The sequence below is a fragment of the Pseudoalteromonas sp. SG45-2 genome (assembly GCF_014164115.1).
In the GTDB taxonomy this organism is placed as follows: Bacteria; Pseudomonadota; Gammaproteobacteria; order Enterobacterales; family Alteromonadaceae; genus Pseudoalteromonas; species Pseudoalteromonas distincta.
Genome location: NZ_JACJEO010000022.1, coordinates 46,095 through 67,476 on the forward strand (window position 1 = coordinate 46,095; position 21,382 = coordinate 67,476).

14 protein-coding genes are annotated in these 21,382 nt (G+C 39.8%); 4 read left to right on the plus strand and 10 right to left on the minus strand.

The window, feature by feature from the left end; translation table 11 throughout:
- Nucleotides 1-110: 110 nt before the first annotated feature.
- Both H5116_RS15850 and H5116_RS15855 read left to right on the plus strand, forming a co-directional pair.
- Nucleotides 111-1,193 (plus strand): efflux RND transporter periplasmic adaptor subunit, encoded by a 1,083-nt coding sequence (locus tag H5116_RS15850; protein ID WP_165724062.1) that lies wholly within the window; start codon nt 111-113, stop codon nt 1,191-1,193.
- Between the two features lie 2 nt (nt 1,194-1,195).
- Complete coding sequence (locus tag H5116_RS15855) at nt 1,196-4,264, plus strand: efflux RND transporter permease subunit (RefSeq protein ID WP_182716596.1); 3,069 nt, start codon at nt 1,196-1,198, stop codon at nt 4,262-4,264.
- A gap of 110 nt (nt 4,265-4,374) precedes the next feature.
- Here the strand turns inward: H5116_RS15855 and H5116_RS15860 are convergent, their stop codons facing one another.
- On the minus strand, nt 4,375-4,707 hold the full coding sequence (locus H5116_RS15860) for a PBPRA1643 family SWIM/SEC-C metal-binding motif protein (RefSeq protein WP_182694918.1): 333 nt from the start codon (nt 4,705-4,707) through the stop codon (nt 4,375-4,377).
- Between the two features lie 242 nt (nt 4,708-4,949).
- Between H5116_RS15860 and H5116_RS15865 the strand changes: the two genes are divergently transcribed.
- Together H5116_RS15865 and H5116_RS15870 are read left to right on the plus strand one after the other, a co-directional pair.
- Nucleotides 4,950-5,189 (plus strand): MetJ regulator of methionine regulon, encoded by a 240-nt coding sequence (locus H5116_RS15865; RefSeq protein ID WP_259398839.1) that lies wholly within the window; start codon nt 4,950-4,952, stop codon nt 5,187-5,189.
- Nucleotides 5,190-5,532: 343 nt separating this feature from the next.
- Nucleotides 5,533-6,117: a hypothetical protein gene (locus H5116_RS15870; protein WP_182716597.1), complete on the plus strand. Its 585-nt coding sequence runs from the start codon at nt 5,533-5,535 to the stop codon at nt 6,115-6,117.
- 22 nt (nt 6,118-6,139) lie between these two features.
- Here H5116_RS15870 and rluF read toward each other — a convergent pair whose 3' ends face one another.
- The 9 genes from rluF to malQ all read right to left on the minus strand — a co-directional run bounded on the left by rluF (nt 6,140) and on the right by malQ (nt 21,377).
- Nucleotides 6,140-7,165 carry a 23S rRNA pseudouridine(2604) synthase RluF gene (gene rluF, locus H5116_RS15875; protein WP_182716598.1) on the minus strand — a complete coding sequence of 342 codons (1,026 nt, stop codon included), beginning with the start codon at nt 7,163-7,165 and terminating at the stop codon, nt 6,140-6,142.
- 86 nt (nt 7,166-7,251) lie between these two features.
- Nucleotides 7,252-8,322, minus strand: coding sequence for a DUF418 domain-containing protein (locus tag H5116_RS15880; protein ID WP_182716611.1), 1,071 nt, complete (start codon nt 8,320-8,322; stop codon nt 7,252-7,254).
- Nucleotides 8,323-8,352: 30 nt separating this feature from the next.
- Complete coding sequence (locus tag H5116_RS15885; RefSeq protein ID WP_182716599.1) at nt 8,353-9,567, minus strand: EAL and HDOD domain-containing protein; 1,215 nt, start codon at nt 9,565-9,567, stop codon at nt 8,353-8,355.
- An 89-nt stretch (nt 9,568-9,656) separates the two neighbouring features.
- Nucleotides 9,657-11,192 carry a glycogen synthase gene (locus tag H5116_RS15890; protein WP_182716600.1) on the minus strand — a complete coding sequence of 512 codons (1,536 nt, stop codon included), beginning with the start codon at nt 11,190-11,192 and terminating at the stop codon, nt 9,657-9,659.
- 80 nt (nt 11,193-11,272) lie between these two features.
- The gene (gene glgC, locus H5116_RS15895) at nt 11,273-12,574 is read right to left on the minus strand and encodes a glucose-1-phosphate adenylyltransferase (RefSeq protein WP_002958601.1); all 1,302 of its coding nucleotides are present in this window, start codon (nt 12,572-12,574) and stop codon (nt 11,273-11,275) included.
- 14 nt (nt 12,575-12,588) lie between these two features.
- Nucleotides 12,589-15,126, minus strand: a complete 2,538-nt coding sequence (locus tag H5116_RS15900) for a glycogen/starch/alpha-glucan phosphorylase (RefSeq protein WP_182716601.1) — start codon at nt 15,124-15,126, stop codon at nt 12,589-12,591.
- Nucleotides 15,119-17,182, minus strand: a complete 2,064-nt coding sequence (glgX, locus tag H5116_RS15905) for a glycogen debranching protein GlgX (protein WP_165724047.1) — start codon at nt 17,180-17,182, stop codon at nt 15,119-15,121. Before glgX ends, H5116_RS15900 begins: the two co-directional genes overlap by 8 nt.
- Nucleotides 17,175-19,382 carry a 1,4-alpha-glucan branching protein GlgB gene (glgB, locus tag H5116_RS15910; RefSeq protein ID WP_182716602.1) on the minus strand — a complete coding sequence of 736 codons (2,208 nt, stop codon included), beginning with the start codon at nt 19,380-19,382 and terminating at the stop codon, nt 17,175-17,177. The genes glgX and glgB overlap by 8 nt, the downstream gene beginning before the upstream one ends.
- Nucleotides 19,383-21,377 (minus strand): 4-alpha-glucanotransferase, encoded by a 1,995-nt coding sequence (malQ, locus tag H5116_RS15915; protein ID WP_182716603.1) that lies wholly within the window; start codon nt 21,375-21,377, stop codon nt 19,383-19,385.
- Nucleotides 21,378-21,382 lie beyond the last annotated feature (5 nt).

Sequence of the window (21,382 nt, forward strand, 5' to 3'; positions counted from 1 at the left end):
AACATTATAAGTAAAACTTATTGAGTTTCTAAAATTTTATGATTTTTATTTTATATGTTTGCAGCGTATGCTGCACTTAATTATTTTGCCATCATTGCAACGGAGAAGACATGAAACTCTTTCGTCTATGTTTTTTAACTACGACTTTACTAAGCTTAATAGCCTGTTCTGAGCCAGAACAACAAGTTAAAGAAGAGCCCATTCGCCCTGTTAAATTATTCAACATAGGTCATGATTCTCAAACTAACATTCGCAGCTTTCCTGCTGAGGTTGTTGCAAACCAAGGCTCTTACCTTGCTTTTAGGGTAAATGGAGAACTTATTAAGTTTCCTGTGCTTGCTGGTGAACACGTTGAAAAAGGTGATTTATTAGCAAAACTGGACCCTGAAGATTTTCAGTTGCAGTTTGATGAGCGCAAAGCGCGCTTTGAATTGGCAAAATCACAACTTGGCCGTATTGAGCAATTGTTTGAGAAAAAAATCACTAGCCAATCAGAATTAGATCAAGCCACTGCTAATATGCAAATTGCTGAATCTGCATTTAAAATTGCACAAACAAACCTTGAGTACAGCGAGCTACGCGCGCCATTTTCAGGCACAGTTGCAAAAGTATTTGTTAAAAACTTTGAAAACATTCAAGCCAAACAAAATATATTGCGTTTAGAAACACGCGATTTAATGGATGTAGAAATCCAAGTTCCTGAAAAAATAGTCGCTCGTTTTCAAAAAGGCACTGATTACCACCCTACTGTAAAATTCGATGGCTTTGACGATAAAGAATACACACTTGATATTAAAGAGTGGGATACCCAAGCAGACCCTGCAACACTTACCTATAAAGTTGTGTTTTCGCTACCAGTACCTGAGGACTTTAATTTACTAGCGGGTATGACGGGCAGTGTATTTATTGATTTAAGTAAAGTAACGCGCTCGCAAGTGTCTTACACAATACTGCCAATCGAATCAGTGTTTTCTGAACCTCAAGAGTCTATTAAAGATAACGCCTACGTGTGGCTTTTTGATTCAGAAACTAGCCAAGTACATAAACAAGCGGTAAAAATTGGCCAGCTACACCGCGATGGTATTGAGGTGTTAAGTGGTATTAAAGAAGGCCAAATTGTTGTTTCTGCCGGTGTGCATTCACTAAAAGAAGGCATGAAAGTAAGAGCATGGAATAAAGAGCGAGGCTTATAATTATGAGCTTTGCACAACTCTCCATAGAGAAAAAAGTAATCAGTTGGATGTTTACGCTGCTGCTATTAATTGGCGGTACCGTGTCGTATTTTGACTTAGGGCAATTAGAAGACCCTGAGTTTACGCTTAAAAAAGCCATGGTTATTACCATGTACCCTGGCGCATCGCCGCAACAAGTAGAAGAAGAAGTAACTTTTCCTCTGGAAAACGCGATTCAGCAATTACCTTATGTTGATTACGTTACTTCTATTTCATCTAACGGCAAGTCGCAAATTTCGGTAGAGATGAAAAGCACTTATCGAAAAGAGCAACTTCGCCAAATTTGGGATGAAATGCGTCGTAAAATTAACGACCTCTCCCCTTCGCTGCCCAGCGGCGTTTACCCAAGCACTATTTTAGATGACTTTGCCGATGTTTACGGTGTTATGTATTCGGTAACCGGTGATGGCTACTCATATGACGAGCTTAAAGACTACGTAGACTTTTTAAAGCGCGAGCTAGTCTTGGTTAAAGGCGTAAGTAAAGTAACGGTTGCAGGTGAGCAACAACCGCAAGTAATGGTTGAAGTCTCAACGCGTAAATTAGCTCAATTAGGTATTGCACCAAGTCATATATTTCAGTTACTCCAATCGCAAAATACGGTTTCTAATGCGGGTAAAATTCGCGTGGGCGATGAGTCAATTCGCTTGCACCCTACTGGCGAATTTAAAGATGTAAAAGAGCTCGAAACGCTATTAATTTCAAAACCTGGTGCAAGTGAGCTTATTTATTTAGGCGATGTTGCAAAGGTTTACAGAGAGTACGCAGAAGTACCTAACAATGTTATTCGTTATAATTCTCAGCAAGCTTTGCTTATTGGCGTGTCGTTTATGTCGGGAGTTAACGTAGTTGATGTGGGTAAACACATTGACGATCACTTAGCCTCACTTGAGTATCAACGCCCTCATGGTATTGACATAAATTCGGTATACAACCAACCACAAGAGGTTCAAAAGTCGGTTGATGGTTTTATTATCAGCTTACTTGAAGCCATTGCGATAGTTATTGTAGTACTGCTGTTATTTATGGGTTTAAAAAGCGGTATTTTAATTGGTGGTATTTTACTGCTTACTGTACTGGGTACGTTTATATTTATGAAGTTGTTTGCCATCGACTTGCAACGTATATCACTTGGAGCACTTATTATTGCTCTTGGGATGCTGGTTGATAACGCAATAGTTGTAACCGAAGGGATACTAATCAACCTTAAACGTGGGCAAACAAAACTCAAAGCGGCGGTTAATATTGTTGAGCAAACAAAATGGCCCTTACTAGGTGCAACAGTTATTGCAGTCACTGCATTTGCGCCAATTGGTTTAAGCTCTGATGCCAGTGGTGAATTTGCCGGTAGCTTGTTTTGGGTGTTGTTTATTTCGCTTTTATTAAGCTGGATAACAGCCATAACGCTAACGCCATTTTTTGCCAATTTAATGTTTAAAGAAAACGAATTTAAAAACGAAGAAGGCCAAGAAGATGAAGACCCATACAAAGGTTTTATTTTTAACGGTTACAAAGCGATTTTAGATTTAGCGCTGCACTTTAGAAAAACCACGCTTATATTAATGGTTGTTTTACTGTGTACAGCGGTTGTTGGTTTTGGCTCAGTAAAACAGTCGTTTTTTCCTGCCTCTAATACACCTATGTTTTATGTAGATTACTGGCAAGAGCAAGGATCTGATATTCGCTCAACCCTAGAGGGCGTTAAAAAACTTGAAGAGTTTTTACAAAAAGAAGACCTTGTTGAAGAAGTAACAAGTACAACAGGCCAAGGTGCACCGCGCTTTATGCTTACCTACGCGCCAGAAAAATCATACCCCGCGTACGGCCAATTAATTATTCGTGTTGCCGACAGAGAAGCCGTAGCGACTGTAATGCAAACTGTACGTGATTACTCAAATAATCATGCACTCTCTGCACAGCTTAAAATTAAACCGATGGAAATTGGCCCTTCTACTGATGCAAAAATAGAAGCGCGTTTTTCGGGCCCTGATCCTGTTGTTTTAAGACAACTAGCCGCTAAAGCCGAAGAGCTGATTGGTGAAGACGAAGGTGCATATAATATTCGTGATGACTGGCGTGCACGTACTAAAATGATTCGCCCGCAGTTTAACGAGCAAAAAGCACGTCGATTAGGTATTAGTAAATCAGACTTAGATAATGTGTTGCTAACGAGCTTATCGGGTAAACAAGTGGGCGTATATCGCGATGGCACGCAGTTGCTGCCTATTATTGCTCGCTCTCCTGCTAACGAGCGCTTAAACGTAGAAAGCGTACACGACCTTCAAATATACAGCCCAGTTCTTGGTGTATTTATACCAGTGACTCAAGTTGTAGACGAATTTGATGTGCAGTGGGAAGACAGCCTAATAATGCGCCGCGATCGCAAACGAACTATTACAGTAATGGCCGATCACAATGTATTAGGGGACGAAACACCCGCTAAATTATTTGCACGTATTCGCGGCCCAATAGAGAACATGGAACTACCACGTGGTTACCAACTAGAATGGGGCGGTGAGTTTGAGTCATCAAGCAAAGCGCAAAAAGCAATATTTGGCTCATTACCACTGGGCTATTTAGCTATGTTTGCAGTAACCGTACTACTTTTCAACTCGCTCAAACAGCCACTTGTTATTTGGGCAACTGTGCCTTTGGCTATTATTGGTGTAAGTGCGGGATTGTTAGCGATGAATGCTCCGTTTAGCTTTATGGGGCTACTTGGTTTGTTAAGCTTAAGCGGTATGCTAATTAAAAACGGTATTGTATTAGTTGATCAAATAAACCTTGAATTAAGGGAAGGTAAATCGCCCTATGAAGCCGTGTTTGACTCTGGTGTGAGCCGTGTACGACCAGTTGCAATGGCAGCTATAACTACTATTTTGGGTATGATCCCGCTGTTATTTGACGTGTTTTTTCAATCAATGGCGGTAACAATTATGTTTGGTTTGGGCTTTGCTACAATTTTGACTCTAATTGTAGTGCCGGTACTGTACACCGTGATATTTAGAATTGATTACGAGCCACGTAAGTAGTTAAACATATAATTGGTTAACATTAAAAAATGCCACAGGCTCAAAATCCTGTGGCATTTTTATTTAATACCGATAAAAAAAGAAAGGCTACATATTTAGTTGTTAAGAAACTAACCGCAACACTTTTTATATTTTTTGCCACTACCACATACACAAGGTGCGTTACGCTCTGGTACTTTATCAAATACTTGTGGTGTTGATTTACTAAGCGCAAAGTCTAGTTCGCGAATATCTTCTGGTACGTCTGCTTTAACTTCAATTGAAGCAAACAGCGAATGCTCTTCTAATATGGCTTCTATTTCTGATTGTCGTTCAGCTGAGTTTACAATTAGCGTTAACGGGTGTAACTCTGTGCCTGGCTTTGCGGTACGATTTGGCGCAAATCCATTACTGTTATTTTTACCCATTATGTCGGGCTTACCCATAAAGAAAAATTTTGACATGTTACTTCTATAACCTTTCTACATTATTAAGACGGCGCATCTTAACAGCTTACCCAACATATAACTAAGGTGTACTTGCTAATGCACAATATAAATCAAGCTTTAGCGTATATACGCCTAATATAGCGACAAAATGAGGACATTTAATGGATTTAGGCAAAATTTGAATTCGAAATATAGTAAAATTATACTAGCTAGACTCAGTGGCGTTTTAATATCTAACTCAATATTATGGAAAAGCCTTGGAAAACTTTAAAATTGCAGTACTAATAGCGGGCAGCCTTTTTATACTTTTTGGTTATCTACGCTTTATAACTGACGATAATGGTAACGTGAACTTAAACAACTACCGTTTTACAGGGGGCATACTACTGGTTATTTCCGGTATGTTTGATGGCACACGCGATCTAGGGCGTGTTGATCTTTGTGGATTGAAATTTGTTCAATCTAGGGGCGATTTAATCGCGGCGCGAGGTTTGTAACCTAGTGGGCTAAGTAAAAACTGAGCAACAAAGAGTTAATCGTCCCTAGAAAGAACCCAAAGGGCAGCGCATGTTTGGTCTTTATGCTGCGTTATCGCCAATTTATGGGGAATAACCACACTACATAGGCTCCGCCTTGCCTAAAAATCAAACACGCTGCTGCAAAATCAATCACGAAAGGTCAACACGCCCTAATTAAGCGCCTGCGCTCTAAAAACTCGTTATCGGCGATTGCTGTTTATTTAGGTATACTCTTATTTTATATTGGCTTTAGCATTTAATAGCGAAATATTAAGCGCTAATTTGGGCTTTATACAAGCAACATTTTATAAGTGAATACCCTTTGACCTTTAAGCAACTCTTCAACAGCGCCATATTACTCTTAGTAACAGCACCTCCGCTGGTTTTACTTGCATGGGATGAACAAGCCGACCCCGCTTTTATCCCCAACAGTATATATAACACCTTAACATTTACGTTATTTCCAATAACGGCGATAGTGTTGTCGGTTGTTTTATTAAGGCACCTATATAAAAAATACAATAATAACTTTGAATTTAAACATACAGTTAAAAATTATATTGCTGAGCATGGGAAGTTCCGCAGCGCATTTATACCACTGTTTTTGCCTATTTTAATTTACTTATGGTTATGGACGTCAGTTTGTATTTCTGTGAAATTATGGGCCAATAAATACAGCAATAATACATGGCAGCAAGAGCATCAATTACTCGAGGTAGGTAGTTGCCCAAATGATTATGAGTACAGTTGTGCAACGCTAACTGTGCTTAGTTTACAGAACTACAGAAAATACACTTTTAGATGGTATTTAGATAAGAATAAATTGGTGACTTTACAAAATAACAATATAAATTTAGTGGGCGTTACAAGCCCACTTGGTAATATAGTACAAGAAATACAGTGGTAGCAGAATACCACTTAGGTGCAGATTATTTTTTTAAGCTAAGGGTACGCCCCGAGCTAGGTTTTGACTGTGACGACTTGTTCTCTTTAATACTTTTTGGCTTACCAACATACTTGGTTGAACGCTTTTGATAAGGTGCTTTACTGCGCTCATTTTTGCGCTCGCCATTAGCATTACTGCGATCAGAGTTGCGACTTGAATTTCGCTCAGTACTACGCTCGCCACTTTGTTCGCCTTTATTAAAACGGCGAGGATTTTCACCCTGAAAATCACGCTTTTTAGGAATCGACGGCGTATTATTTTCTGATTGTTTATTAGCATCAAGCGAATGTTCTTGAGTTTTACCTGAGTCAGAAATCGAGTCGTTTATTTGCGCCATTTCAGTATCAGATAAATGACGCCACTGCCCTACCTTTAAACCTTTTAGTGTGACGTTCATTATACGAGTGCGCTTTAACGTCACCACTTCGTAACCTAAATATTCACACATACGGCGTATTTGGCGGTTTAAACCTTGTGTAAGTACTATTTTAAATTCTTTAGGGGCAGTTTGTGTCACTTTACACTTTTTAGTCACGGTATCTAAAATAGGCACGCCATTGGCCATTTTTGTAACAAACTGACGATTAAGCGGTTTATCAACCGTAACAACATATTCTTTTTCGTGGTTATTACCCGCACGCAAAATTTTATTAACGATGTCGCCTTCGTTAGTTAAAAATATAAGCCCTTCAGAAGGTCTATCTAAACGCCCTATTGGAAATATACGCGTAGGATAATTTACCGCGCGAATAATATTACTTTGAATTTTACTTTCGGTAGTACACGTAATACCAACGGGTTTATTGTAAGCGATATAAACGCGCTTTGGTGTGGCTTTAAGTGGCTTGCCATCAACCAATACAACATCGGTAGCAGCAACTTTTACGCCCATTTCAGGCGAGTAGCCATTAACGCTGACACGACCTTGCTCAATATATTTATCGGCTTCGCGGCGTGAACAAAATCCTGTTTCACTAATAAATTTATTTAAACGTTTTAATTCGGTCATGGCACTTATAGCGTAGTAATTTTTAAGGCGAGTAGTGTAAACCACCCACACTATTTTTTCGCCCCTAATTTAAAATTTATAGGTGTTTAAGCATTAATTTTTGCTTTCGTTAATTTACGCCATACAAATTCAAGCGGGCCTTGGTTAAAATAGCGGCTGTATATAAAGGTAAATATGAGCTGCAGTGCAACTAATGACGTTGCAACTAACCAGTAGTCAATACGATCAAAATTGAGCACCCAGTGTGTAAATAGCACTTTATATAACAACAGTTGTATGAGTGTTTGGCTAATATATAAAGTAAATGCTAAGCGCCCCGCTTGTTGAATAAGCGTGCCAACGTGTGCGCTGTTATTGCAAAATTTAACAATTAAATGAATATACAGCGTAGCCATACCTAACGCCGCAAACATATTTATAAATTCCTGCACCCCATATCCTAAGCTGCCATTAAGCTGTGATGCATAAAGCCTGATTCCACAAAAAACAAGGGTCATTGCACCGCAAACTATTAATTGCTGAGTCGTTAAGCCTTTACTAAAAACGTCTTGTTTATATAAATAAATGCCAATGAGCATAAGGCCCACGCACATCCACATTGTCATTATTGGCACCATAACAAGCATTAACGTGTTCATAGCAAGGTTACTAATAAAGTAATCAATATAGTGTGGGTTATATAATTCAATAAACTGTGCTGTATCGCGGTAAATTATTTCATCGGGTACGCTAGATATAACAAGTAAGGTAACCACAGCCGACAACAAGGTAAATGCAAACCCTCTTTTTAAAAGTACGTTGCTATCACTTTCTAAATATTTAATAACAAACCATCCAGATACACCGTAAACAAATAAAATATCACCGGCCCAAAGTAAAAAACCATGCGCTAAACCAAAGAGGATTAACCAATAGAGCCTGCTTTTTATTTGCACTTCAGACTTGTAACGTTGCCACTGAATGTAAAGCCCAGCACCAAAAAGCAAACTAAACAGCGTTCTAAAACGTCCGTCTACAAACACGCTGCTAAGGGTGTGAATAATTGAGTCGCTAACAGGAGGATTAGTTAAGGAGCTATACCCATATTCAAAAATGCCGAAGGCGTAAGCATTCATGTAAACAAGGCCAAGCACGGCAACGCCGCGAATAAAGTCCATATTATAATTGCGCATTAAAGCTATTATCCGTTAAATATTATTCTTATAACTGTCAGCCCAATCGACTGACTGCTGGTAAAGTGGAGGTAGTATAGCACTGTCTATATTTAGCAAAAGTACAGCTTGTTCAAGTGCCCACCAGCTTCCTGTTTCATATGCTTTAACAACGTTCAAAATATAATAAAGTGTGTTTTTGTCCCCTAATAATGCCGTTTTTATTTCATCAGGGAAAGGTAACTTTTCAACAAGCAAGCTCATTGGTTGATCAAGGATTGCATCTAGTAACGAGAATAACCCTGTTAAAAATGCTTCGCCTGACTGACTTTTATTAGCCTTTTTTGCCACAAGCTCACAAAAGCGAGCACGTACAACACATACTTGCATTAGCTCTGCTGGCTTTTTACCCGCTGTATGAGCAGTAACAATAAGGCTCACAAACTTTTTCAGGCGTTCGTGTCCTAAATACACAAGCGCTTGCTTTAATGACGATATTTGGCTTTGTATAGGAAACACACCGCTGTTTATTAATCTTAGTAACTTATATGCGAGTGCAGCATCTAGCTCAAACAGGCTTGCGATGGTTTTAATGTCAGGGCTTTGCTTCATTATTTCTGCGTAAATAGCGACGACTAAACCATAATTATAATCAATGTCGTTTTGCTTGATCATGGTAGGCTTTGCAAAAAAATAGCCTTGAAAATAATCAAACCCCATATCAAAGGCAAGCTCATAGTCTTCTTGTGTTTCTATTTTTTCGGCTAGTATTTTTATTTGTTTATGCGCTTGTAACTTAGTAACTATGGGCTGTATTTCGCTAAGAGGTGTAATTGCAATATCAAATTTAATGAGCTTCACAAGCTTTAAAAAACGATCCCATTGTGGTTTATATACAAAATCATCGAGCGCGAGTTTGTAGTTACTATGAAATAAACCTCGGCATAGCTCATAGTTATCGTCGGTAGGTTCTATGGTTTCGAGCAGCTCAATCACAACGTCTTGACATGGTAAGAAAGCACATAAATCGAGTTTTAGTGATTCTGGTCCTATATTAATAAGCGCTTTTTTGCCTGATGTAATATGGCGTGTACCTAAATTTAATTGATTTTCCATAATAAGCCTTGCTGTTGCTTGGCCTTCTGCAATATCTGGAAAATAATTTTTTGGACTATCACGAAAAAGTAGCTCATAGGCTACTACTTTTTTACTTCGATTGAATATTGCTTGCCTTGCAACAAATACAGACACATTACCTACTTCTTAGCTTTTATATAATACTAAGTAATTAAACCCTAAGCAGGTAGATTTGTCACTAAACTTTAAAGTACAGAAACGATTTACCGGTATAAGGTTGTTATATAATCAGTTGCCACTTGTGGCCACGAAAAACGCATTTGCTCTGCGCTGTGCTTAATTTTATGCCATCTTTTAGGATTTTGCTTTTTAATTAAGAGAGTTTCGTCTAAACAGCTAATTAAATTACGCGTTTGCGTTGCCAACGTGCCTCCATTAAAGCTAAAACCATTTTCGTGGTGTTTAACAGTATCTTTTAATCCGCCAACACTGTGTACTAAACACGGTTGCCCCGCTCGCATTGCTAGCATTTGGCTAATACCACACGGTTCAAACGAGCTTGGCATTAAAAATAAGTCACCTAATTGATACATTAAATCGCCAACACCTTGCCCATACCCCTTTAAAAATAAAAGATTGGAATTACGCGCCATTGCTTTGGTAAATATGCTTTCGAGCTCTTTGTCACCCGAGCCGAGAATAATAAGTCTGCCGTTATGTTCATTAATTAATTGGCACACTTTATCAATAGCTAAAACCCCATTAACCTGCTGGCACAATAACAACACTTTTTGCTCAGTAAGACGGCCAACGCTTGTAACTAATGGACCGTTATTAACCGTTGCTTTAAATTGTTGTAGTCGTTGGTGGGCAATATAGTAACCACTTTGTAACTGCTCGTAATTGGTCATCCAACCAAACAAAGTACTCTCAGCTTGGCTATAAAAATCAGCGAGAGTTGCTCCTTCAAGTGCATTGCTTGGATATTCGCAGCCATTTAAAATACCAACAAGCTTGCCTTGGCTTGCTGCATTTTGCAGATCTTGCTCAAGCCCTTCGCCACCAAAAAAACCATGTTCGTAATTACTAGGTTCAAGAACCTCTTGGCTGTAAGTTGGCGATACAACATGTATTTTATCGCATAGATTTATTGCACTGCGCATGGGATTAAAACAATGAGGGTAACGCGGGTCGCATAATTGCTGGCCATTATAACTAAGTGATGGAAACCACGCCTCTAAGCTTGAATCATCATGTTTGAAAGGCCTAATACCTTGCAGTGCAATATTATGCACTGTGAAGGCAATGGGTAAGGTATTAAGTGAGCTATAACGTGGCTCAAACTTAAGTAAAACTGCAACGCAGGCACTGTGCCAATCATGTAAATGCAGCGCTGTAGGGCGCTTTAATACACCTTGTAATAACGCTTCGCAGACGGCTGCGTTAAATAGAGCAAATTTAGTCGCATCAGTTGCAAAAGGCCTCCCCGGTGCATCATTACAATATACACTGCCTGATTCACTAAATAACGGGTGGCTAATAACAATTTGGCTTACATTATTTTCGGCTTGTTGTACTTTAAAAATGGTTAATACATGGGGTTGAGCATTAAATGCAACGGTTACTTCACCTATATAAATACGCTCAAGCGGCTCAAACCCGTAATCAGGAATAACAACATCAACCGTTATACCTTGCTTTGCGAGAGCCTTAGGTGCATCGCGTACTACATCTGCCACACCGCCTACTTTTGCGCCTGGTAACGCGTCATTTTCTGCTGCAACCATTAATACATGCATTAATTTATTATTTCCTTTAAACCTGTGTGAGCTTGCTCACAAATGAGCAAGCTATGTTGTCGTGCTTATCTAACTTGTTGTTACGCTAGCTTTTTATTTTCTCGCGCTTGGCGTTCTAACTTTTTTGCAAGCTCAGTGAGCATATCACGTGTAACAAGAACGATACCTTTTTTAGATACCCTAAAGCCGTTTTCTTCATCTGTTTTTTTGTCAAAACCTATTTCAAGACCTGCCGGTATTTCACAGCTTCTATCTATTATTGCGCGTTTAATTTTACAACCTCGGTTTATAACCGCACCGGGTAAAATAACCGACTGCTCAATGGTACAAAATGAGCGAACGTGAACGTTAGAAAACAACAGGGATTTTCTAACCGCAGAGCCCGAAATAATACACCCACCCGAGACTGTTGAGTCTAAAGCCATACCACGTCTATCTTCATCATCAAAAATAAACTTAGCAGGTGGTAGTTGCTCTTGATAAGTCCATATTGGCCACGTTGGATCGTATAAATCAAGTTGTGGTTCTGGCATTACCAGTTCCATATTAGCTTCCCAGAACGAATCAAGCGTACCTACATCTCGCCAATAAGGTTGCCCTTCTTGGTTTGGATCTCTAAATGGGAAGGCAAATACATTATGCTCTTCTATAATCGCTGGAATAATATCGTGACCAAAATCGCGTCCAGAGCCTTCATTCTCAGAATCTTTTTTAAGTTGCTCAAACAAAAATTCAGTATTAAAAATGTAGTTCCCCATTGATGCTAAACATGTACCTGGCTTGCCGGGTACGGAGCTCGGCATTGCTGGTTTTTCATCAAAACGACACACTCTATTTTCTTCATCAACGGTCATTACACCAAACGTGTCTGCGGCTTCCTCTACTGGGACTTCAATACAACACACAGTCATATCTGCGCCTTTTTGCACATGTTCAGCCAATAAAGCACCATAGTCCATACGGTACACATGATCTCCAGACAAAATCATCACATATTTAGGAAGCTCGTGACGAATAATATCTATGTTTTGAAAAACAGCATCTGCGGTTCCACAATACCAATCATCACCTTGGCGCTGAGATGCAGGTAGTATTTCAACCGACTCTCCTAGCTCTTTTTTAAAGTGCCCCCATGCGCGGTTTACATGGCGTATTAATGAATGTGATTTATATTGTGTAGCAATACCAACACGTCTCACACCCGAGTTAATGCAGTTTGATAGTGGAAAATCGATAATTCGATGTTTACCACCAAAGTAAACTGCTGGCTTTGCTCGCCAATCGGTTAACTCATGCAGGCGAGAACCGCGACCGCCTGCCAGTATTAACGCGTAAGTTTCTCTGGTTAGGCTACTTATGTAGCGATTTGCATAATTAGGCATAATACTCTCTCCATTTAGTCTAGGCTGTTAGTGGCATGGCTTTTAGTTGTCGTTAAGTCTGTTTCACTAATATTGAGGGGTTCTAAATGCCAAATATCTTCACTGTATTGGCTTATGGTTCTGTCACTTGAAAACATACCACTGGCTGCTGTATTTAAAATACTCATTTGTGTCCAGTAGGTCTGATCTGCGTAAGCTTTATCAACTTCTTTTTGAGCTGCTACATAACTTTCAAAATCGTGAGCAACAAGCCATGGATCGTGCGGGCTCTTAATTGCATTTGTTATGTCGTCAAATAAGCATGGTTCAAATAAATTAAAATGCCCGCTCTCGAGTAATTGCATCACATTCTTTAAATCGCTATTTTGCGATATTAAATGCTCTGGATTATAACGTGATTTAATATCGTCAATTTCGTGCGCTTGTGCGCCAAACAAAAAGAAGTTATCAGCACCAACAGCATCTCTAATTTCAATGTTTGCGCCATCCAGCGTGCCTATTGTCAATGCACCATTCATCATAAATTTCATGTTGCCAGTACCAGACGCTTCTTTGCCTGCGGTAGATACTTGCTCTGAGAGATCAGTTGCAGGACAAATAACTTCCATTGCGGTTACGTTGTAATTAGGCAAAAAGGCGACGCGTAAATATGGCGCAGCTTGAGGGTCTTTATTTATAACCTCTGCCACGTTATTAATAAGCTTAATAATTTTTTTAGCCATGTAATAACCCGGTGCTGCTTTACCACCTAATAGAACACAACGAGGAACAAGCCCTTGGGTATCCCCACGGCGAATACGGTCATATAAATGAATCACATGAAGTATGTTTAATAGCTGACGTTTGTATTCGTGGATACGTTTTACTTGTACGTCAAACATCATTGATACATCAAAATCGATATCGCAGCGCGCCTTAACTAAATCAACTAAACGTTGTTTGTTTTCACGTTTAGCATTTTGCCACTGCTCATGAAATGCCTTGTCGTCATAAAAACGACGTAGGTCACTAATTTTTGAAAAGTTTTTAACCCAATCATGGCCAATTTTTTCACCAATTAATTCACTTAATACTGGATTACAATGCGCAAGCCATCGACGAGGCGTTACACCATTTGTTTTGTTATTAAACTTATCTGGCCACAGTGCATAAAATTCTTTAAATAATCCCGCTTTTAACAGTTCAGTATGAAGTGCTGCTACGCCATTTACAGAGTAACTACCTACAATAGCTAAATAAGCCATACGAATTTGCGGCTCATCACCCTCTTCAATCAGTGACAATGCACGTTGCTTTTCAACATCTCCCGGCCATTGCTGTGAAACTTGTGCTAAAAAGCGTGCATTTATCTCGTAAACTATTTCTAAAATGCGTGGCAATAATTTTGAAAACAACGAAACAGACCATTTTTCAAGCGCTTCAGGAAGTAGCGTATGATTTGTATAGGCCATTGTTTTAGTTGTGATTTTCCAAGCATCGTTCCAATTTAATTCGTAATCATCAATTAAAATACGCATTAGCTCTGCAACAGCAATACTTGGATGCGTGTCATTTAACTGAAAAACATGAAAATCAGCAAAGTCACTAAAGCTCTCGCCATGTTGGGAAACCCATTGGTCTATTACGTCTTGAATACTCGCCGATGATAAAAAGTATTGTTGGCGTAACCTAAGCTCCTTACCATTTTCGCTGCTGTCATTTGGATACAGCACCATGGTGATCTGTTCGGCTAGATTTTTTTGTGCGACGGCTTCTGAATAACTGCCCGCATTAAATTCGGTTAAATTAAATTCATCTGTTGCCTCTGATTTCCACAGACGTAGTGTATTTACGATATTGTTTTTATACCCAGGGACAGGTACATCGTACGGTACAGCTAATACATCTTGTGAGCCCATCCATTGACGGTGCTCTCTGCCAAATTTATCTGTGTAACTTTGCACATAGCCACCAAACTTCACACGTTTTGCATGCTCTGGTGCGCTTAGCTCCCATGGATGTCCTTCACGTAGCCAGTTATCTGGTTGCTCAATTTGGTTACCATCTTTAATCGATTGATTAAACATGCCGTATTCGTATCGTAGGCCATAGCCAATAACAGGCAACGCTAAACTAGCACAGCTATCTAAAAAGCAGGCTGCAAGGCGCCCTAGCCCACCATTTCCTAGGCCAGCGTCGTGCTCGGCGTCTTCAATTGTTTCTATTGTTGTGCAGTACTCTTGTAGTGCTGAGCTTACTTGTTCATCTAAATCTAGATTTAAAACAGCATTACCTAGCGCACGCCCCATCAAAAACTCAAGAGAAAGGTAAGCCGTTTTGCGGCGTTTCTCTTGCTTAATTTGTTGATTCGTTTCTCTGCAGCGGGCCACAAGTCTGTCGCGAATAGTAAGCGCTAATGCGTGATACAAATAATGCTGCGATTCACCCACCTTATCTCGGCCGAGGGTATAATAAAAATGCCGTGTTAAGTCATCTTTAAGCGTACTTTCATCTATAACAGGACCTTCTTGCCAGCCCTTTACTACACACACTTGTTCACTTTGTTTAGCCATGACTTACATCCTCTAAATTGGCACTAAAAACCCAACTACTTTGTGCTGAAATTTCAACCATCGCATCTTCATTACTGCTCACAGATGCATTATGTACACTTGATAGAATCATTTGCCACGGCGCATTAATTGGCGATGGGGGCATTTGACAAAAAATTGTTTTTTCACTGGCATTAAATACAATCAGCAATGCATGATTGTTTTGCTTATCAAGTAAGCTATACATTAAAAACTGTCTGGTATCTTCATGCCAGTGAGCATCAGTCATGGTTTTACCTTGTTCGGTAAACCACTTAACGGTAAAACGCTCGTCTATATCATCTAAAAATACACTGTGTTTAAACGCACTGTGCGCACGTCTAATTTTTAATGCATCATCAATAAATCGTGTTAACGAATGATTAAGTTGAGAATCTTTCCAGGCAAGCCAACTAGTGCGATTATTTTGGCAATAAGCATTGTTATTCCCCCCTTGCGAGTGCGCCATTTCGCTACCAGCAGCAATCATGGGAACACCTTTTGAGAGAATTAAAGTAAGTAAAAAGTTCTTTTGTTGCTGTAAGCGCAGTGCGTTTATTTTAGAGTCGCTGGTAAAACCTTCTACCCCACAGTTAAACGAATGATTTGCACTGTGCCCATCTCGATTTTGCTCGCCATTAGCTTCGTTATGTTTATGCTCATAACTCACTAAATCAGCAAGGGTAAAACCATCATGACTCGTTATAAAATTAATACTATTGAGCGGCCCACGTTGGCTGTGCTCAAAAATATCAAACGATCCATGCAAACGTTTTGCAACGCTTGCAATAATGCCTGTTTCACTTTGCCAAAAACGTCTAATTACATCGCGATATTGATCGTTCCATTCTCGCCATGGCGGCGGAAATGCACCAAGCTGATAACCACCTGGGCCTATATCCCAAGGCTCACTTATTAACTTAACTTTGTTAAGCACAGGGTCTTGGGCAACTACTTGTAAAAAAGTATGTGCGGAGCTAAAGCCTGCTTTTGAGCGGCCTAAAATGGTCGCTAAATCAAACCTAAAACCATCAACTCCCATTACTTCAACCCAATAACGAAGGCTATCAAGTACAAGTTGCAGTGTTTTAGGGTGGTCAATATTTATGGTATTACCACAGCCGGTATCGTTTATATATACGTCAGGCTGGCCCTCTACTGTGCGGTAATAGGCTAAGTTATCAAAGCCTCTAAGCGATAGTATAGGGCCATCCGCCCCTGCTTCAGCTGTATGGTTGTAAACAACATCTAATATGACTTCTATGTCTGCAGCATGGAGCTCTTGAACCATTTGCTTAAACTCGTTTATATCATCGTTTACCAAATAGTCTTTATGGGGCGTAAAAAAGTTAAGCGTGTTGTATCCCCAGTAGTTTTGCAAACCTTTCCCTGTTAAAAATTGCTCACTAATAAAAGAATGAACAGGCAAAAGCTCAACGGCTGTAACACCAAAGCTTTGTAAGTGTTCAATAAAGCTTGGGTGGCTTAACCCTAAAAACTTCCCTTGTAGAGATTTGGGAATTTTAGGATGACGACACGTTGTACCTTTTACATGACACTCATAAATAACCGTGTTTGACCAACGGTGGTTAGGCTTTTTATGCCTATACAACGTAGGAGCCGCTACTTTTGATTTAGGTATATCAATCGCATTATTTACAGTGCTTTTAGTACCGATTGGCATTTGCCCGTAATGGCGTTCACTCCAAGTAAACTCACCAAACAAGTCTTTTGCATATGGGTCTATCAGCAGCTTATTTTCGTTAAACAGTTGACCATTTTTAGGGTTATATTCACCCTCAACTCTAAAACCATAAAGCGCACCGGCGTTTAATGGCGAAATATGAATACTCCAAATACCCCCTTCGTTGATATTCATCGCCATTTTTAGTATTTCTGAATGGCCACTTTTATCAAACAGGCATACATAAGCTTGGCTCGCCCCAGGCGCATAAAGCGCGAAGTTGACCCCATTATCAATAACACTAGAGCCAAGTGGTTCTACATTACCGGGTGCTACATCAAATCGGTTACTCATCATCAACCTTTTGTAAGTAAATAGTTGTTAAGCCACCAATGGCAATTGAAATACTGTGTTTAAAGCCATGATTTGATTCATTTGTAGCGTGAACTATCTGCGATGAATCTTTAGTTACCTCAACGCCAGAGCCAAAAAACTGAGTATTGTCTGTATTTAAGATAACCTTGTAACGCCCTTTACTCGGTACGCCAATAATATAGTTTTCATATGACGCGGGGGTAAAATTAGCAATAACAACCACAAAGTCTTTTGCGTTTTTAGCATAGCGGACAAAACTTAAAATACTCTGCTGATTATTATTGTTATCTATCCAGGTAAAGCCAGCCGCACTCGAATCAAGCTCATACAACGCGGGTTGGGTTTTATAAACGGTATTGAGCGCTTTTACGGTGTGCTTTATACCGCTGTGGCTTTGGTGCTCAAGTAAATGCCAATCGATAGAATGATCGTGCCCCCACTCTTTTCGCTGTGCAATTTCACCGCCCATAAATAAGAGTTTTTTACCCGGGTGTGCCCACATAAATGCGTAATAAGCGCGTAAATTTGCAAATTTTTGCCAATCATCGCCTGGCATTTTTTCAATTAACGAGCCTTTACCATGTACTACCTCATCGTGGCTTAATGGCAATATATAGTTTTCGCTAAACGCGTATACCATCGAAAAAGTCATTTCATGATGATGATGCTGACGATATAAAGGGTCGTGCTGCATGTAATGCAAACTATCGTTCATCCAACCCATGTTCCACTTATAACCAAAGCCTAAACCGTTGTGCTCAACACTTTGGGTGACACCCGGCCATGCTGTCGACTCCTCAGCCACCATCATAATGCCTGGGTTGTTTTTATAGCTGCGCATATTGACTTGCTTTAGGCACTCAATTGCACCTAAGTTTTCACGCCCGCCGTAACAATTAGCAACCCACTCGCCTTCTTTTCGGCTGTAATCTAAATACAACATAGAAGCTACGGCATCTACACGCAGGCCATCTAAACCAAATTGATGTAGCCAATACATAGCATTTGATATTAAAAAGCTTTTAACTTCAGGACGGTCGTAGTTATAAATGTAGGTATTCCAATCAGGATGAAACCCTTGGCGCTTATCAGCATGCTCATATAAATGGGTGCCATCAAATCGATGTAAGCCATGCGGATCGCTTGGAAAATGCCCTGGTACCCAATCAAGCAAAATACCTAAATTAGCTTTGTGGCACTGCTCTACAAAGTATTTAAAGCTGTTGTAGTCGCCAAAGCGGCTGGTAGGTGCAAATAATCCAACAGGCTGATACCCCCACGAACCATCAAACGGGTATTCACTTATTGGCATAAGTTGCAGGTGAGTAAAATTCATTTCAAGGGCATAGCTAACGAGTTTGTCGGCAAGCTCTGTGTAACTTAAATAGCGGTTGTTTTCAGCGCGTTGCCATGAGCCTAAATGCACTTCGTAAATACTAATTGGTGCATCTATATGGTTACGCTTTTGTCTGTTTTGAAGTGCCTGCTCGCCAAGCTTCATAGGTTCTGGTTTATACTGCAGTACACTTGCAGTGCCAGGTGCTTGTTGCATTTTAAATGCATAGGGGTCGGCCTTTTCGAGCACCTCTCCACTTTGCGCGGTAATTGCAAATTTGTAGCACATGTCAGCTTTAAGGCCTGGTACAAATAACTCCCATACACCACTTGCAGGATGAAAGCGCATAAAGTGGCGATTCGCTTGCCAAAAGTTAAACTCACCAATAATAGAGACACTTGCCGCATTAGGCGCCCATACACAAAAACGTACACCGTCTACGTTTTGTTGAGTACTAAAATGTGCACCAAAATGCGAGTAAGCATGTTCAAGGCTGCCTTCGTTAAATAAATACATTGCCTCTGCATCAAGTGTGCTTTCAAAGCTGTATTCATCATAAAAGGTAACGCTGCTATCTGTGTACTGAGCAATGCATTCATATGGCGCAGTGGGCAAAGCATCAACTTTGGCTATAAATAAATCACTTTGCTGGTAGCGTTTCGCCTTAATACTTTTATTATTTAATGTAACACTTACGCTTATTGCACAAGGTAGATAAAAACGAACTTCAACCTCAGCATCCGTTTTATGTGCCCCTAAGAAGCTAAATGGGTCTTTAAATCGCCCTGTATTTAATGCGTGTACTTGTGCATCGTAACTATTTTCATTAGTTGTACTGCTCATTTAACCTTTCCTTATTGAATCGATAGCAGCTAAAAGTGAGGCATTTTTGGTAAAAATTTCTTCACTGGTATGCGTTAATACACGTCGCCAATTAGGATATTCTTTATCTGTCCCGGGGATATTAACCGGATACTTCTGCTCATCTAAGTCATCTATTTGTATTGCAAATAAACGCGATTGAGAGCCTGCTAAACACAATGCAAGTGCGCTATAAACAGTCACTGCTTCACTATGTAATAAAAGCTCAGTTGTATTGCCATGGTGATTAATAAAACGTAGTAACCTTTGTTGCTCTTCTATTCGCTGTTGCTTTAGTTGCTCGTATTCATTGCAAGTTATAAGCTTATATTGTTGCTTAATATCTAAATCATCATGTTGCCACCAGCCTGTAAATGGAGGGACATCGTGATTGGCTATCATTAACAAACAATGTGTTGCTAGCTCATCTACCGATAAAAACTCTCCACTGTGTTGTTTCTCAAAATAAAATAAGCTGTTGGAAAAAATACCGCTAGATGCCAAAGCTTCCCTAACCTCTGGCGGTACGATGCCTAAATCTTCACCAATAACAATACTCTGATTAATATGCGATTCAATTTTTAAAATGGCAAGTAAATGCTCAAACGGATAATAAACATAACAGCCGTCTTGTTCGCCATTGCTTTCAAAGCACCACCATAGGCGCCTAATAGCCATTACGTGGTCAATTCGAAGTCCACCTACGTTTTGCATGTTTGCGCGAATGAGCGAGCGGTAAAATTGGTAGTGATTATTACTAAGGCTTTGGGGATTGAGGGCTGGGAGGCCCCAATTTTGACCTGCTTCAGCCCATGGATCGGGTGGAGCGCCTACACTTGCACCTTGGCTAAACAACGATTGCTGATTTTTAAATTCAGCCCCATCGCCAGCACAACCAACAGCTAAGTCGTTTATTAAGCCAATAGCCATGCCTCTCTCTGCGCAACTGTCTTGACACAGTGCCAGTTGCACATGCGCTTGCCATTGCAGGTAATAAGCAAATATTAGGTTATCTGATTCGAGGGTATTTAACGTAGTAGAATGAGTATTACAAAAATCAGTAAACGCTTGGCGACGCTCATCACTTGCCGTTAATTCAAACTGATTATAAAGCGCTTCAAATAACGTATACTTTATACGGCTTACATTTTCATAATCTATAAACTGATCATTACTTTTAATAAGTGCAGCGACATCATCTTGCTGCATAATGGCGTCAAGGTTTTCGTTATTTATTGCGTCTTCGCTTAGTACGATAGAAATATAAAGAGGATTTAATAAAGCGCGACTATTAGGGCTATAAGGACTGGCTCGCTCTGGCATATCAGCAAATAACAAATGCAGTGGATTAAGTAATATGTAATCCATGTTTTGGGAGCTGCATAGTTTTGTAAGCGCTAATAAATCGTCAAAGTCGCCAATCCCCAAATTCGCTCTGTTTTTTAATGTGTAAAGCTGAATAGATAATCCAGTGCGCTTTGTGTTTTCCACTTGATAGACTTGCTCAGGCACGCACCAAATTTGTGTAATAGCGTGTTGCTCACCTACTCGAACATTAGCGTCATGATAGCCAATTGGCATATTATCTATGGGTAGTGCCAGCTCAATATAGCGAACGCCATGCAAGTAATATTCACCAGTGACAGCCAAGTTATAAAGATTATCAAATGCTAAATGCATTCCAAGTGAAGGGACATCAATGTTAGCGGCTAAATATTGCTGACGTTCATCTATACGAAGCTTTAACAAACATGTACTTTGCTCAACTAAACTCACACTAGGTACTAAAGCAAGCCAAAGCGATGCATCTAAATCATAAGTTAGTTGAGCTATTCCTGCTTCATTATTTGTATCAACACCACAACATTGCAAAGCACGTTTACGCGTTTCTTCGCTAAAAAATACCTGTTCACCTGTATACTTAGTGAATTCAAAGCCAATACCATGCAGGTAAAACAACTGCGAAAGAGCATCCATTGAAT